The sequence below is a fragment of the Neobacillus sp. GCM10027624 genome (assembly GCF_042675345.1).
Lineage (GTDB): Bacteria > Bacillota > Bacilli > Bacillales > Cytobacillaceae > Neobacillus > Neobacillus cucumis_D.
On sequence record NZ_JBHTHD010000002.1, the window covers coordinates 306,540 to 322,179 of the forward strand.

18 protein-coding genes are annotated in these 15,640 nt (G+C 36.6%); 5 read left to right on the forward strand and 13 right to left on the reverse strand.

Translation table 11 applies throughout. The features are described from left to right. Positions 1-166: 166 nt before the first annotated feature. Entirely contained in the window at positions 167-607 is a 441-nt protein-coding gene (locus ACFQZ9_RS01525; RefSeq protein WP_026572891.1) for a cell wall hydrolase, read from the reverse strand. Positions 608-720: 113 nt separating this feature from the next. Further along, positions 721-1,080: a zinc-binding dehydrogenase gene (locus tag ACFQZ9_RS01530; protein ID WP_498941998.1), complete on the reverse strand. Its 360-nt coding sequence runs from the start codon at positions 1,078-1,080 to the stop codon at positions 721-723. 103 nt (positions 1,081-1,183) lie between these two features. On the opposite strand from ACFQZ9_RS01530, the gene ACFQZ9_RS01535 reads away from it, so the two are divergent. Then, the gene (locus tag ACFQZ9_RS01535) at positions 1,184-1,447 is read left to right on the forward strand and encodes a MerR family transcriptional regulator (protein ID WP_498941999.1); all 264 of its coding nucleotides are present in this window, start codon (positions 1,184-1,186) and stop codon (positions 1,445-1,447) included. A 135-nt stretch (positions 1,448-1,582) separates the two neighbouring features. On the opposite strand, the gene ACFQZ9_RS01540 is transcribed toward ACFQZ9_RS01535, so the two are convergent. The 3 genes from ACFQZ9_RS01540 to ACFQZ9_RS01550 form a co-directional block, all read right to left on the reverse strand. Beyond that, the gene (locus ACFQZ9_RS01540; protein WP_498942000.1) at positions 1,583-2,197 is read right to left on the reverse strand and encodes a peroxiredoxin; all 615 of its coding nucleotides are present in this window, start codon (positions 2,195-2,197) and stop codon (positions 1,583-1,585) included. A gap of 492 nt (positions 2,198-2,689) precedes the next feature. Continuing rightward, positions 2,690-2,968 (reverse strand): hypothetical protein, encoded by a 279-nt coding sequence (locus ACFQZ9_RS01545; protein ID WP_498942001.1) that lies wholly within the window; start codon positions 2,966-2,968, stop codon positions 2,690-2,692. A 487-nt stretch (positions 2,969-3,455) separates the two neighbouring features. Beyond that, positions 3,456-3,650: a hypothetical protein gene (locus ACFQZ9_RS01550; RefSeq protein ID WP_498942002.1), complete on the reverse strand. Its 195-nt coding sequence runs from the start codon at positions 3,648-3,650 to the stop codon at positions 3,456-3,458. Between the two features lie 207 nt (positions 3,651-3,857). Here ACFQZ9_RS01550 and ACFQZ9_RS01555 point away from each other — a divergent pair, with 207 nt between their 5' ends. Together ACFQZ9_RS01555 and ACFQZ9_RS01560 are read left to right on the forward strand one after the other, a co-directional pair. Further along, positions 3,858-4,229 (forward strand): hypothetical protein, encoded by a 372-nt coding sequence (locus ACFQZ9_RS01555; RefSeq protein ID WP_498942003.1) that lies wholly within the window; start codon positions 3,858-3,860, stop codon positions 4,227-4,229. Between the two features lie 13 nt (positions 4,230-4,242). Next, positions 4,243-4,476 (forward strand): hypothetical protein, encoded by a 234-nt coding sequence (locus ACFQZ9_RS01560; RefSeq protein ID WP_498942004.1) that lies wholly within the window; start codon positions 4,243-4,245, stop codon positions 4,474-4,476. A 312-nt stretch (positions 4,477-4,788) separates the two neighbouring features. Here ACFQZ9_RS01560 and ACFQZ9_RS01565 read toward each other — a convergent pair whose 3' ends face one another. Then, entirely contained in the window at positions 4,789-5,370 is a 582-nt protein-coding gene (locus tag ACFQZ9_RS01565; RefSeq protein ID WP_498942005.1) for a hypothetical protein, read from the reverse strand. A gap of 360 nt (positions 5,371-5,730) precedes the next feature. After that, complete coding sequence (locus tag ACFQZ9_RS01570; protein ID WP_498942006.1) at positions 5,731-6,327, reverse strand: class I SAM-dependent methyltransferase; 597 nt, start codon at positions 6,325-6,327, stop codon at positions 5,731-5,733. Positions 6,328-6,877: 550 nt separating this feature from the next. On the opposite strand from ACFQZ9_RS01570, the gene ACFQZ9_RS01575 reads away from it, so the two are divergent. Continuing rightward, positions 6,878-7,372, forward strand: a complete 495-nt coding sequence (locus ACFQZ9_RS01575) for a PM1805 family lipoprotein (protein ID WP_498942007.1) — start codon at positions 6,878-6,880, stop codon at positions 7,370-7,372. A 360-nt stretch (positions 7,373-7,732) separates the two neighbouring features. Here the strand turns inward: ACFQZ9_RS01575 and ACFQZ9_RS01580 are convergent, their stop codons facing one another. The 6 genes from ACFQZ9_RS01580 to ACFQZ9_RS01605 all read right to left on the reverse strand — a co-directional run bounded on the left by ACFQZ9_RS01580 (position 7,733) and on the right by ACFQZ9_RS01605 (position 14,304). After that, the gene (locus ACFQZ9_RS01580; RefSeq protein WP_498942008.1) at positions 7,733-7,876 is read right to left on the reverse strand and encodes a hypothetical protein; all 144 of its coding nucleotides are present in this window, start codon (positions 7,874-7,876) and stop codon (positions 7,733-7,735) included. A 115-nt stretch (positions 7,877-7,991) separates the two neighbouring features. After that, entirely contained in the window at positions 7,992-10,649 is a 2,658-nt protein-coding gene (locus ACFQZ9_RS01585) for an SGNH/GDSL hydrolase family protein (RefSeq protein ID WP_498942009.1), read from the reverse strand. Positions 10,650-11,219: 570 nt separating this feature from the next. Then, a complete protein-coding gene (locus tag ACFQZ9_RS01590) occupies positions 11,220-11,732 on the reverse strand; it encodes an acyl-CoA thioesterase (protein ID WP_498942010.1) in 513 nt (170 codons plus the stop codon). Positions 11,733-12,048: 316 nt separating this feature from the next. Then, positions 12,049-12,942 carry a mechanosensitive ion channel family protein gene (locus ACFQZ9_RS01595; protein ID WP_498942011.1) on the reverse strand — a complete coding sequence of 298 codons (894 nt, stop codon included), beginning with the start codon at positions 12,940-12,942 and terminating at the stop codon, positions 12,049-12,051. A 43-nt stretch (positions 12,943-12,985) separates the two neighbouring features. After that, entirely contained in the window at positions 12,986-13,597 is a 612-nt protein-coding gene (locus tag ACFQZ9_RS01600; RefSeq protein WP_498942012.1) for a DedA family protein, read from the reverse strand. 26 nt (positions 13,598-13,623) lie between these two features. Next, positions 13,624-14,304: a serine/threonine protein kinase gene (locus ACFQZ9_RS01605; protein ID WP_498942013.1), complete on the reverse strand. Its 681-nt coding sequence runs from the start codon at positions 14,302-14,304 to the stop codon at positions 13,624-13,626. 410 nt (positions 14,305-14,714) lie between these two features. Between ACFQZ9_RS01605 and ACFQZ9_RS01610 the strand changes: the two genes are divergently transcribed. Further along, the gene (locus ACFQZ9_RS01610; RefSeq protein ID WP_498942014.1) at positions 14,715-15,635 is read left to right on the forward strand and encodes a hypothetical protein; all 921 of its coding nucleotides are present in this window, start codon (positions 14,715-14,717) and stop codon (positions 15,633-15,635) included. Positions 15,636-15,640: the final 5 nt, after the last annotated feature.

The following is a 15,640-nucleotide window of genomic DNA, read 5'->3' on the forward strand; positions in this document are numbered from 1 at the left end:
ACAAGCATTCAAGTATTTCAAAATGATTTAATACATAAAAATTTCAGGAGTAAAGTAAATATGTTGGAAGAGCCCCATTGATTGAAGTACTGTAAAGCATAAATAAACATGTTTTTTATTACGTAAATATTCAAAATATGTAAAAAAGCTTACTCTAAGAGTAAGCTTAACCACTATAAACACTATCACATGTTCCAGCTTTTGGTTCATAAAAGCAATGTTGTTTAAATTGACCAGATTGAGGTTGATCGTACCATGTTGGAGGGCATGGAGCATGTGGATTAAAATACCATAGGGCATATTTCGCTGGGTGGTCTCTCCAATAATCCAAATTCTGTTTTGCTAATCTTCTTTCAGCAGTCCTTGATCTTTGATAAAATACATTCCCTTTTTGAACGGCTTCAAAGGAAAAATTTCCTCCTTGTACTTGAAAAATAACTTGGGGAACTGTTCTTAAACCTTTAAAATCTAAACAATTTGCTGCAAGACGATTCACAATTACATTTCCAACATATAACATTCCCTGTTTTCCTTCACCTTCGGCTTCTGCTCTCATCATCCTTGCCATTACATCAACATCTGAGCTTCGGTAATTTACTCTTGGCATTTTTCCACCCCAAAAATATTGTATGAAAAAAAGCCTAAAGTCATGTCATTTTTTAAATATTATGAATGTTGAATTCACTCTTACCCCCCCTCAGAACAGAAAACGGAGGCTTCCTACATTTCTTTGACAGTCATACTTGGCAGGAGGAGATTTGGAACCGGGCCTCTCGTTGCACCGAAGCTGACGATTCGACTTCCGATCTTGCCAAGTGACACCAATGTTTTGAACACTTCACCGCCAATACTGTCGACGGATAGATCTATGCCGTCCGTTAATTTTTCCAATTCCTCGTGCCAATCATCTAATGTGGAGTTAACCCCTCCGATTGCACCGAAGCTTTTTGCTTTTTCAATCTTTTCTTCTTTGCTGGATGTCACGTAAATTTCAGCACCAAGTGCAGCTGCAAACTGAACGAGATAGGTAGCTACGCCTCCGCCAACGCCGGGGATCAGAACGGTCTCTCCTTTCTTCACCTTGCCTTTCGTCACTATACAGCGTGATAAAAATAATAATCGTATTTTTAATGACGACTCCATTCACTGGCTTACAGGCGCAAAAAAATTTAAAAAATGTAGTATGTCAGTAGAAGACATCAAAAAATATGTAGACCTATGTTTGGAAGGCAATTCAACCATTGAGGAACGCTATCAAATGATTCGGAAGCAAAAAGAGGCGGTTCTTGCTCAATTAGAAGAAGTAAAACTAATGGCGGAATTTATTACGCATAAAGAAAAACATTATCATGACATTATAAATCAAGTGATCCCGGATGCTACCAATCCTGCCCATTGGCAAAATGATAAAATCCCAAGTACCTCCTGCCCATTGGTAAAAAATTAAATGAGAATGCTCATTAAGGGTTGCTAATAATATAAGAAAACGGGATTACAGTAGCAATCCCATCTTTACAAAAAACCCTTAGTCTATTTATGTTTAATCATTTTCAATTTAATTTGACTTATATCCAAAAATACCCTAAATCCTCCCGATGTACTTTGGATCCCTAACAATACCAGGTTGCCCTGGCACCCAATTGGCAGGTATTCCTTCTCCAGTCCTTCTACCATATTGTATGCCTTGAATTACCCTTAATATTTCATAAACATTTCTACCAACTTCTAAAGGGTTTATGATTTTTGTAACAATTATTCCCTCTGGATCGATAATGATGGTTGCTCGTAATGCGGCCCCTGCTTTTTCGTTTAGAACTCTGTATGCTTTGCTGATTTCATGTGTTCGGTCACTTAATAGTGGAAACATCACCTTTGAGGCAGAAGGGGAAACCTCAGTAAAAATTTTATGGGAATATACACTGTCTGTGCTTATAGCGAGTACATCTGTATTTAGAAACTTCAGTTGATCATAAATAGCAGCGACCGCTGCTAATTCTGTCGGTCAAACAAAAGTAAAATCACTTGCATAAAAAAATAAGATAACCCATTTTCCACGATAACTCTCAAGATGTATCTTTTTAATTTTCTTTTCTTCATGGTCGTAAGCTTCTGCCTCAAAAAGAGGTGCTATATCAGTTGTTTGTGCACAAAATGGTTGGACACTGTCTCTTAAAAAATTCTCATCTTTAAATTCCATTTTTTCACCTCAATTCATTACTCCTGAGTGAAATATTGCGACTTTTTATTCATGATTTGTATTTTCGATACATATTGTATGCATAGTTTATTGTCCAATTGAGCCTATTTAGGATATATCTTTTATTTCTTATTAAATAATCTGAACCGCTCTTAATAAATGCAAATCATTTATTCATATGTAGAGCTCTTCTGGCGTTTTAAAATTCGATAAATTGGGGCAGATAAACCAGTTAACCCCCTTGCTGAACAAGGGGGTTGAATCGTTTGATTTTCTTAATAATCCCATTGCATAACCAGTATTGTGGCAGGTAATTTCGGTTATATGATTCTCCTTAAAATACGCTCAACGGCTTTCTTCTACATATGAGGTGGGTTTTCTCGGCTAATATGCAGAAACTTTGCCTCTTGAGCTTCATCTTCTATAATTGATTCTTCCAATATATGACCGATTCTAATTGATGGGGCAAACTTTTTATTTATATAAAACATTCTAAAGAACTTCTTTAAGATTTTCCCTAAATTTTTCAGAAAAAACTCCCTTATTTACACCATCTTTTAATAAATCAAAGAGTTCATCTTCTGTTAAATCAAGCGGTCTCGGCTGAAAATACCTTACCCCATTCTTTTCCTTATACCATGCGAACCTAATTTCCTCACGTTTAAGAGCTTTAATAAAAATTTTCTCTACTGCTGATATATCTTCGCCTTCTTGAGTTGTGCCTTGAGCTAAAAGGTTACAATATTTTGTTGCTTTTATTACGTTACTCATATTCATCTCTCCTAAACTAAAATTTTTATCTTTTCGTCTATGTAAGGCCATTAAAGAATTACTTAATTTATAAATATTGAGTGATCTGAATATCCTAATATTCTCTCCTTAAGAGATTGGTAGCTTCCAATAATGCCAAGTTTATAACCATGTTTAAGAATGAATCCAGACCTCTTGTTCATCTTAATTTAGCCCTCTATCCATTGTTCAAAAAAGTCCCAGTCCCTTATACAACCGTCTTCATTTAATAAGCCTAAATAAGTTCCGTCCCCTTTTCCAACTTGCCAAATCGCTTGTGCTGAATTTTGTTTATCTGTAATTCCATTTTTATATACATATTCAAAAAACGCTTGTTTACCAGGTTGATAATTTTGTGCACAGTAGGCAACCAAGTATATATCTATGCAGCTTGCTCCGAAGTCATTTGGGTCTCCGTTTAGTATATGCGCTCTAATGAGCTTAACTTTGAAGCAGCCATTAAATCTAATTATATTTTGTCTATTTGGTAGGCTTTATAACTTCTTTTCTCCCACTGTTTTAGTTGAGAAACGTCTCCTTCAACTGCTATCAACTTATCCAGCATATTTTTTATATTACATACAGTCGGAATTACATTGATATGAAGACTCCTTCCTCTTAAGTTCCTTGGCAATGAAACTATTTTTCCAATGTATGCAGTCATGTATTTATCTCCCACGTTTTATGAATTTAGGTAAATTATACCACTACGTTTAAGTAGGGTTAAGATTTAAATAAAAAATAGGAAAAGTTTTAAGTATAAAGGGTCATTTATTTGTAAAAATGTAGAAAAGTATTATTTCCTATTCAAGGAATTAGGTCTTTAATCATAGAATATATAATCAATAGGATGAAAAAGAGGTGAAAGTTCATGTCCAAGCAATGGAGTGAAAGAGAACAAAGGCATATATTAGACTTAATTCCTTTATATCGTCAAACAATTGAATATAAGGACTTAAAGGAATCAAAGCGTCTGACCTTTGAATTAGCAGAAAAAATCCATCAAAAATTTCCTGATGTACAAGATCTAACAGTGAATGCGATTTATGAGCGACTCCCTTATGTGGAAAACCTTTTGGCAGGGGTTTTTGAAGCACATCATTATGCTGTGAAGGACCGTGTACATTATTCTATTTTACCTAGAAATACCGGAAACAAAGATCCGAATCTATGTAATACCCGGCACAAATACAATGGGGCGATGACTGAGTATCTTAAAAAAATGAAGGAACTTAAGGTTTGAGGGGTGTTCAAGGATGGCAATAAAGATATTTGCTGAGATTTTAAAATATCCATATGTGATTATCTACGATAACGCAAATGGGAATAAACTACATAAAACCAGTTGTTCTTATGTTACCAAAGAAAATTATGATTTAAAGGTAATTATAAATGAAGAAAAAAACGGTTATTATAAACCTTTAGAAACTTGTGAGGATATTGATATGAATTTTATAAATCCGTGCAAGGTTTGTAGACCAACTCAATAAAATTATGCTTGTATTTACTAGTTTATACGTAAAAATACTGTCATTTAACCCCAAAAATAATCCACCCATGAGTTCATTAGCAGCTCAGGTGGATTATTTCCCCATTAGCAGACCCCTTTCGAGGGACCCGTCTACTGCTTGACCGGACTTGTATCCACCATGTTAATTGATCCGAAATGAAATTAAAGGGAAAACTTTCTTTTGAAATTAAAATTGTAAATCCTCATCTAAAATATAGGAACAACTAAATGAGGTTTTTGGAAATGAAAAATGATTTCAGCAAGATTGAATGCCCTATGATTCGTTCCAAAATTAACCACCAATTGAATAATTGTGGGCATCTGTTACGATAACAGTTGAACCATACCATTTCCAATCATCTCCAACAACAAATTGTCTTTGAATCTGAGAACGTATTGTTAAAAACTCCATTTCATTCTTTATTGGTCTATTCGTGATCACAATAATCTGTCTTATATAATATGGTTTGTTTGGAACGTCAATTCTTTTATAATTAATGTGGTCTATTGCTATTGGCTTTTCAGGCTCAACTGGTTTTTGTTCCGTAACTTTCGGCTTTTCTTCTACTATAGGCTTTTCTGCTATATTTGGCTTTTGTTCTACTATTTTCTTTCCTTCCTTTTTAGATTGCTCAACTGGCTGTTTAACGACAGTTTTTTCTTTTTTCTTTGGATGCTTTTGAACTAGCTTCTTATCTTCTTGAACGGCTGTTTTTTCTTGTACTTCTTTCTTTTGTTCTACTTCTTTCTTTTGTTCTACTTCTTTCTTTTCCCTTATAACTGGTTTGTGTACTAGCTTGTTGACATCTTCTTTATTCACTGTGCAACCTGTCATAATTGCTACTACTGTTAATGCTAAGATAAATTTATACATATTATATCCCCACCTTTTCAATTATTATTATTTCCACATTTTCATGGTTTCTAAGCTCAGGTCTCAACTTGTCCACTCAATTTTAGATAAGTTTAATTGTGGCTTATTGTTATTTAAGCAAAAAAATAATCCACCCTAGGGGGTAGATTATCTCATTAAATCGACTGCCCCTATTGAGGGGAACCGTATATTGATTGACCGGATAGGTATCGACCATGTTCGGTCTTTTTAAATTTACCTATTTAAGTATGTATAACCAAAAATTGCGAAGCTTGGGTCAAAGGGATAAAGCCAACCCCTTTGTGATTTGATTGGTTCTTTTTAGAGATGGTGTGAACCAAGAAATAAAAAAGTAAGAAATCACTTAATACTACTGGATAGAAACATGGAGGCATCCTGATTCATAAAAATATGATTGCCATGATAGAATGTCTTAATTTCAGTTGATTTAAATCCAACTTCAGATAATCTTTTTTTCAGTTCGTCATGCGAAAAACCGTTATGAACTTTCGGATGATGGATTTTATCGTTTTTGTCAAAGTCAATGATAAGCAACTTGCCACCAATATTTAAAATGTTGAACAATTCTTGTAAAATCTTTTTAGTATCCGGAATATGGAGAAGGACTAGTGACATTAAAACGATGTCTGCCTTAAGTTCAGGAGTTTCTTGAGTAAAATCTGAATAAAGCACTCTGGAGTTGTTGATTCCTTTGTGAGAAATTTTTGCTTTCGCAACCTCCAACATTTCTTTTGATGAATCTACCAACAAAATATCAGCTACTAAATCTGATACTTCTAGACTAACTAGACCAGTACCGCTCCCATAGTCTAGTAAAGATTTTGATTTACAATTTCGTAATTCCGGTCTTACTTCCTTTACGATCACTTTAGCTAGTTCAATTCTTTCCTCTGTATCATATCTTTTTGCCATCTGTTCAAAAACATTATTCTCCATATTTCACTCCCCAATTTTTTAAAAAGCTTTGTTAAACCAGATTGGTGCTTTCCGCTTCAGGCAATTCGCTTCATTCAACTTTGTTTACTAATCAACATTGTTCTTTATCATAGCCAAAATTATAGCTGTATAGTGGTCATTATAGCAAAAAAAAAGCTTTAAAGGGATTCTCCCTCCCCCCTTCATATAACTCGTTTCAAAAACTTGGTGTCTCAAACCGAATGAGCGTTCTATCCTTGATGATCCCAAAAAAATATTAATATTAATACGATCGCAATGTTTTGTTCATAATTTGTTAAACTATTTTATCTATAATAATTTTGCTAGGACAAATTAACATCAAACCCCTTCTTAAAAAGTGTCAGGAACCTTTCTGCTAAAGGAATACCTGGCACTTTTTTAATAAAGCCACAAAATTTCCCCGTTTTACTCGACTCAGACGCCCTTGTTATATTCATTTTTTTACTTAACCATAACTCCCACGTTGTATCCATAAAATGGTTATTGGACATTTCTTCCGGTGCATATAGTGTCCGTGGGGGTGATCAGATTGAACAAAAAGAGCATCATCATTCTATTCTTTTTAATGTTAGGGACGCTTCTTACTGCTTGTGGGAATGACCCAGTCAAGGATGATTTACAAAATTACGTAAACAAACAAACAAAACCGCTTGCGAAAAAAGAAAAAGAAGTGATTAATCTTTATCAAAGTGTCACGGGTGCAAATTATACAAATGACGAAACCACCTATAACACAATGGTAAAAGAAGTAATCCCCAAATACCGCGACTATATTGCTGAAGTAGAAAGCATCCAACCTAAAACAAAAGAAGTCCGTGATATCCATGAAATCTATCTGAAAGCAGTCAATTTACAGAACAGCGCTTTTATAATGATTGTCAGCGCGATTGAAGAACAAGATCTGAATAAGGTCAATGCTGCTAATAATAAATTAACAGAAGCAAGAAAATTAATGAGAGATTATCAAAACGCATTAAAGGAATTGGCGAAAAAGCATGAATTAACATTTGAGAAAAACGATTGATGAATTCCACATGGACGGTTCTCTTGGTTTATTTTATTCATCTCTTGAACCAAAAACCTCAGAAGAACCGTCCCCTTAGATTAAAGATTTTCTCATAAATCTCCTTCAGTACTCTACAACTCGTGTCCCTAACCACTTATCCGTTAAGGTTTCCGTCCCTTCACTGCTCTTCAAAACCACGAAATCCACCACCGTATAAACTACATATGGCCCAAATATTAATAAGAAAAACTCTCCAACATAACTTCCCAATTCTAAAAAAAATTTGATAAAAATAAGCCAATCTTATAGATTGACTTAAATCCTTGCAATTTTTCTTTCATCTTTAATTTTTAGGTCAGAATATTGCACGAACAACGATTATTTATTTTTTAATTGGACTAATACGGTTTCATTGCTGCCGTATTCTTTATCTTCATAAAAATCTTTAATTAAACCAATGTTTGGCGCATAATAACCTTTTCTAGATAGGTTTTTTTCTTGTAAAAACCCTTTCATTAACAAATTTAAACCCCTCTTATATTGAATCATTAATCCAAAATAAGAGGGGCACTTCAGTTGATTAGGTTAAGGTCTTAGTTTTACTCTTTATAATTCAGTGGATTTGTTTTCTGCTTACTTATAAAAATGGGTAAATTGCATTTGCGTAAGCAATTGCCCCTTTATTGTTTGGATGGCCCATTGAGGCTCGTTTACAGATCTCAAAGTCTATTCCGGTACAGCCTGCTTTTGTACAAGAGATCAGACGTTCAGCTGCGATAAAATCTTGGGGTGACATATCCAAATTAATCCCGAATAAATAAGGATCCGGGGTAAGTGCGGAGTGTTCTACACCAATATTAGGATCGGCAAAGAAAAATCGGTTTTTTCCTTCCGGAGTAGTATTGGTTTCATCTACAGCCTGTTGGAGATACAATTTGGACTCGTTCGCAAGCTGCAAGCTTCTCTCATGTATGATCTGCAGATGATGTTCCGTCAAAAATCCAGCCGCCACACCACCTGGTATTCCCTCTGTCGCAATACCTAACGCAACAAGTAATACTTCTACAGCTCTTAGATCGCTATGCTCAGAAACAGGAGGATAGTATCCCGTTACAATGACTTTGGCATTTGGAAAGGTTTTGCCCACTTCAGTAAATAAAGTTTTACTATTATCAAGGAATTGCGTCCGATTCAGCTCACTCAAATCATCTTGATTAAATGGATTCAGAACAACTCGAAGATTCACATCATTGATTCCGCCATCCATAATGATCAGATCCACCTGCTCTGGATCGCCGACAAATAAATTACACTGTTGGAGAATGGTCGGATAGGAAACAGGCACCTCTCCATCTACTGCTGGAGTATTTGTATGATCATTTACACCAATGGTCGCCCCTGAATGCGCAAGTACTTGGGTATAGAATCCTATATTTCCATTCCGGGCTTTGACCGCATTGCCGACTAGGGAATAGTGCTTTTCCTGTTCGAACAATCCTTGACCCCAAGAAACAGAGTCACCAAGGACGAGCATATGAAAGGTATCCAACACTAAATTGAGGGTGTTAGATGGAGTTCCGTCTGATAGAATCACGCGTGCGGTCACATGCTCTCCTGATGGATTTTGTTCAACTGTGGCAGGTCTGATTAAGGTGAACTCAAGCTGGGTTGGGCTTAATAAAGTAACATCCGGCATATCCTGATCATTGATCCTGACGATGGCATTTTCGGAAAATCCACTGCCGATCAACGTTACTTTTCGCCCTGGAATCACTCGCATATGCTCATTTTCTTTGTTATCCTGCTGAGCAGAATCGACCTTAGGCTTAATATACATAGAGGCTTTGTTCGATAACGTTCCATCCGACTGTTTTACCTGAATGGTATGCTGCCCTCCTCTGATAAAAGGAGCGGAAAATTGCAGGGACGTATCACTGTAAACATTTGTTGGTACAGGTGAACCATCGATAAGCACAACATCGGTTTTCGTATAACGCTTGCCTTTTAATGTGATGCTTTCCCCTGCAAAGGCATAAGCAGGAGTTGCTTCAAAAATAACTGGTTCAAGCAGTTTTCTCAGGAAATCATCTCGATCGATGGCACGCATACTGATAGGATCTGGGAGTTTCCCCCCCTCGTAGCCTGAATACCCTTGGGTAGAAGATGCACCATCCGGGCCTCTGGATCCTGCCGTTCTGGAACCAGGCCCGCAAACGGCTCCGAAGTTCGCTTTAAGAGAATCTCCAACAGGTCCTCCTGCTCCTCCAGAACCCCTTTCGCCAGGCAGACCCCCTGCTCCTCCACGTCCACCATCGACGGTTATGTAAAAACCTTGAAGGTATTGACTGATCACACTCTGTGGGGCATATAGGGAAAGCTTCCCTCCAGTTCCCCCATTTCCTCCATCTCCGCCCAAACCTGCATTTCCTCCTGCTCCTCCATTGCCGCCAGCACCGGCCCCAGATTTGCAAAATCCTGCCCAGTCTAATTGCGCAGGTTTTCCTTTTCCTCCTTGGCCGCCATTCCCGCCATCTTGCCCTGCACCACCGGTGGTTCCATCCTGACCTCTTAAATCAAAAGCAGGGCGTCCAGTCATATCAAGCACCCATACTTCCAATTCAGGAGCACTCGTTCCGTCCGGACCTCTGCCGCCTTTGACACCATGTGTGCCATTTGTCCCTGTAATGCCCACAAGCGTAGTGGATGTTGGCGCTTGGGGAGGCGTTGGTGGTTTCATCGGTTTAGCAGGACTAAATTTACTTGGCCTTTCCCATGTAAACGTAACATTTTGGCCAACCGTTATTTTTTCAGCAATTAAAATAAGATAATGCTGCGGTTGTTTGAGGACAATGGTCGTATTGTCCTGTAAATTGATTTCTGTAGCGACCCAATAAGCGGTATCTACATTAATCTGGGTTGTAAGACTTGATATAGAAGCAGCACTTACTGTTTTCGATGGTAACGGAATGGCTTTAAGTATAGTAGCCTGGCCCCCTGCAGGTTGAAGTACAGGTGCAGTCGCCGTGTTCGTTAATTTATACGCTGACTGGAAGTATACCTGACTGGCCGCCAAATTAGGATCAGGCCTTGTTAGCCCTGCTTGAGGTATTAAATTTCCTGATAAGTTGAGTGTTCCAAGGGATGAAAGGGAAGTAATTCCCACCGATTCAAGAACGGCTTTGTGATACTGTAATCGGTCCTGGCTCGAAGTTGTGAGTGAAGAGATCGTGTTAGGGCTCATAGTAATGGATGGTTTTGCAATTGGGATAAATTGTGTTCCTAAAGTTGAAGTCATCTGATTCCTCCTGAGAATAACAATGTTTAGGCTTTTCTCGTCCAACAAACCTATGAATGACTGGTAAAACAACATGGTATGAAGGACTTAAAAACCCGATTAAAAATATATTTCAGAAGAGACCACAATAGACCCATACTTTGGTAAAAAGGTAATTTAACATAGGATATGATTACATCAAGCTGAAAAGGCTATATTTAATAATTCTAATTAACTATTAATAATTCTGTTGGACAAAACAAAGTGATCACGCTTAACACTAATTCCTTTTGTTGCAGCTTCATTAAAATTTTCAATATTCCATTTGTTATGAAAGAACCAATTAGAATGGTCTATTTTGAAGTTTAAATCAAGTAAATAGAAAACTTACAAATAAATAATCTACCATTATTTGGTTATAAAAAATGCACCTCCAATTGCTAGTTGTAACGAACAATTGAGGCGCAGCTTCTTAGGTCCTTAATTCGGCTACTAAGATTTTTGATTTAATTGTTTGATAAATTCTATCAGATTTTATCAACAGTACTCATATTCAGAGAATGATTATAATAGAGACTGGTCTTTCCGAAGTTAACACAATCTATAACTTGTGGTTAAGAAAGTGGCTAATTCTTTGCTCTTTTGTTTTCTTTCCTTGCGCATTCTTGCTCGGTCTGGTGCGGTTTCATGCAACTTTTTCTCTTCATCTGTTTCAGGAATGACCGGTGGAACATGTGATGGACGTTTATTCTGATCGAGTGCAACAAATGTTAATAAAGCAGTCGCTGCAATTCTACGTTCACCACTTTTTAAATCTTCAGCAATAATCTTAACAAAGACCTCCATGGATGATGTACCTGTCCATGTCACATAAGATTCAAAACAAACCGAATCTGAAGTATGAACAGGACATAAGAAGTCAACAGAATCTGTTGAAGCCGTTACACATTCCGTGCGACTATGAAGAGCTGCGGAAATAGATGCTACCTGGTCGACATCACTCATTAATCGCCCCCCAAATAATGTATTATGATTATTTACGTCATTAGGAAATACACGACTTGTTCGTATAACTCGTGAGTCTCTACAATATTTTGTTTCCATACTTTTCCTCCTTAAAACACCTAAACCACTGGTACTATATCTAGCTTAATTTTATTCAGAAAATTAGATCAATCTACATGTAGGGTATTTTATATTAAGAATGATAGTTTGACAATATATTTTTCCAATTTTTTTAATTTTGGGATTTTTACTTTGTCTCCGAATTTTCCTTACCCCCCGGTAGCATTTGCTGCGTGTTATTCTTATTTTAGGTACTTAACCCTCCTTTCAAAAAAAAATAAGCCAATCTTATAGATTGACTTAAATCCTTCCAATTTTTATCACACCTTTTATTTTCTATATGATTAAATTTTCTTTACCTGCTTCGTGAAGGCTGATCTTCGAGAATCTCCTGAAATTTATCAGTATGAACGAACATGTTCGCTGTAGGCATTCCTACTTGATTCTTGTGGAATATAGACATTAGTTCAAACCTAACTTGCCTGGAAATTTCAAAATACTCTTCAGGCTTTACTGTGCCTACAATACAAAATTCGTACCCAACATATTTAAGGTTTGGATTTAAGTCTGTTATGCCAATATATTGAAAAGGTTCAACAACCTCGTCCTCTAGCCTAAATAGGTCTTGTTCAAATTTTTCATTGCAGATTTCACTTACTTTTTCTAACAATTCCTTTATTCTTTTTGGATCTTCTTGATAACTTATTGTAATCCGTTCAATTACTCGCATCCAGCCTTTATTAAAATTTTGAATCGTTCGAATTTCTCCATGTGGGATGGTAAGGAGTTTTCCTGACCATTCTCGAATTTGCATATAGCGAATACTGATTTCCTCAATGGTACCTGAATTTGTTCCGTTGAAAGTAACAAAATCGCCGACCCGAAACTCTTTGTCCGTTAATCTCACAAACCCCAATATAACGTCTTTTAACATTTGTTGTGCTGCAAAACCAACGACAACTCCGGCAATACCTGCACCTGCAAGTATTCCTTTTATATCTACAAATTGACTAATTAGATATATAAAAAGGCTGATCGCAATTCCATACCTAAAAATCGAGCGAATTACACTTTGAATCGTTTGTTCTACCTCATCATCAAAAAAATTTGACTTCCTAAAGAACCATTCTAAAATACGGTTTACGACAAAGGAAAAGGTCATGAGAACCAAAGCAAATAGTGTAAATCTTAAAAGTAAAAACTTCCGAATATAATTAAAAAGTTCCTCAGTAAAAGTTAATAAATCCATCCATTCACTTCCTTAAAAAGGAAAATCCCTTGCTCTAAACATACTATTTTTCTTTTCTTACCTTCCTATACCAACCTATAAGCACTATAAAAAGAATAATAATAATAATTTGATACACCACATTGGAAAATCGATTCATAAAGTATACTACATTTTCCCAATTAGCTCCCAATCGAGCTCCTAGATTAACTAAAATGCTATTCCAAATAATAGTCCCTATGGTTGAAAAAATTAAAAATAGCCAGAAGTTCATCTTTGCCGTTCCAGCAGGTATGGAAATTAAGCTTCGAATCAGAGGAATTAACCGACAGATTAATACTGTCCAAATTCCATATTTATCAAACCACGAATCAGCACGATATAGATCTTCTTTTGTTAACCGCAAAATACGTCCATAGCGCTCGATGATTTTTTCTAATTTTTTTACATCTAATAATAAACCGAGACAATACAAACAAATGGCTCCTGTGATCGAACCGATCGTTGATGAGATAATCACACCTGTAACACTAAGATTTGTTCCGTATGTCATATATCCGCCAAAAGTAAGAATCAGCTCTGACGGGATCGGAGGGAAAACATTTTCTAATGCAATTAAAAAAAAGATTCCCAAATAACCATATTGCTCAATTATATCTTTAATCAGGGACTCCATAGTTTCCTCCAGCATTTGGACCTTAGTTATTTACGCTGTTTGATGAAAAGTCGGCTTACCCGCCTTGAAAACCCCTCCAGCACAAAGCCTGCTAAATCAATCCGATAATATAAATGTTTTATTGTTTCCAAGATCCATAAAGGCACTTGGACGCTAGAAATGAAAGGATAGAAGTTATTATATGCCCATACAAGGTGTTCCCAACGTTGGTCGTTTCCCTCTTTGACATATTCCGATACGTCTAGAACTTTTCCTCTTCCATTTTGCAGAAGGATGTTTTTTAGGTGAATATCTCTCGGATTCAAACCTTGACTACGAACATACACCCTAGCATCCTCTACGTCCCGAATCGCTTGTTGCGTGATCGGAATGCCTTGTAAAAGACAATCATAAAAAGTTATCCCCTGTTCGAAACTTAAAACAATGTAATTAGGTCCGTTCCCATAAAGTTTAGGAAAAAAACGGGACCCTTTTAAATGTTCATAGACATATTCCTCTACTTCTCTTTTCTTTAATGCTTGAGAAGAATATACTTTAAAAACATAGGCTGGAGTCTTATGATAATAAAAAACAGCAGCATCCGTTCCAATTCCAATGCATTTCAGACCTTCAGCAACCCCAATAATGTTAACAGGTTGATTATTTTCATTACCTATCACTTCAATGTTCCCGAGTGCTTCATCTGCCAGTTTCCAATCTGGAATCATGAAAATCTCCTTTTTGTTTGGTTTTTTACTTTATTAACCACCCACTACTCAATTTCAAACCATTTATTTTTAGGCTCCAAACAACCAGTGTATGATTGATCACTGAACTCCCCTTACCATAAACTTATACGATTATTTAAAAGGTAAGTTTCAGAAATTATTCAGTTACCTTAAAGATAATTATGTATTAACGAAATACTTTTTGGGTTCAATTTACCCAATACTATAAATCTCTCATTAGTGAAAAAAACTAACTACCTCCTTACCTCTTCCCGTTTGATATCTATAATCCTCCCTCCATCCCCAATTCTCCAAAGTTATGGGGATTTTTCTCACCCTTGTCTGCATAGAATGTAGACAAGGGTGAGTGATCTCTCAATGAAAATAGTGAACTTGGAGGGAATAACCTAATGCAATTTATAGAAGATGTGAAAGACGTGAAATTTAGTTTCTGGGAAAAACCGCCGGCGTCGTCTATGGCTTATTCATTTGTTTATGTAAATAAAAACAACGATTACTATGCAGTTAAAAATGGTGAGCGTTTGTCACGCAGTGAATTGCGGATTGGTAAATATCATAGGGTTTATACCGTCAATATGCAGCAGCAAACCATCACCTACAATGAGGAGGTCCCTTCGGCAACAAGAGGGAGAAGGTTTTCTGTCAATTTATTTGTCGATATCGCCGTCGAACACCCGGAACGCTTGGTTCAACAAAATGCAGGCGAATTTCGCACCATGATTAACAATAATCTGCCCTTCTGGGTAGAATCAGAAGCAAGATTTTTTCCTATTGAAGAGGAACTGAGATTTGCCCGGCATATCGAAGAATTTTTTCAAACCTCGCCATTAGTCAAAGTGTTAAGAGAGGCTGGAATCGTTGTTCGAAATGTTCGTGTTTTAATCCGGCAAGGTATTCGGGACCAGCGCCATGATGAGACGATCGCCGATTTAGACCGGAACGCAGAACTATCCGCCTATCAAGAGGCACATGACTTAGAGGAAGCGCGCAGGATTTCTGCCTCGATTAAAGAAGCCCTTGAAGATGGTGATTTCATCACTGCTGGGAAGCTTGGAGAAAAAAATGAAATGGCAAAGAGGTTGGTAGAATCGGAGTTTATCCAAAATCAAACCTTTAAATATGAAGTAAACAAACAACTTTTAAACTTGATCAACGATCACACGATTGACCAGTTCCAGGCAGAACAAAGATTAGCCAAACTAAAGAAACTATTTCCCTATCTTCCCATCGATCTGGCAAAAGTAAATGAGCAAAAACAGATTTCTAGTCCAAGGAAAGAACTTCTATCCTATTTTAATAAAGGAGAGTAGTGACT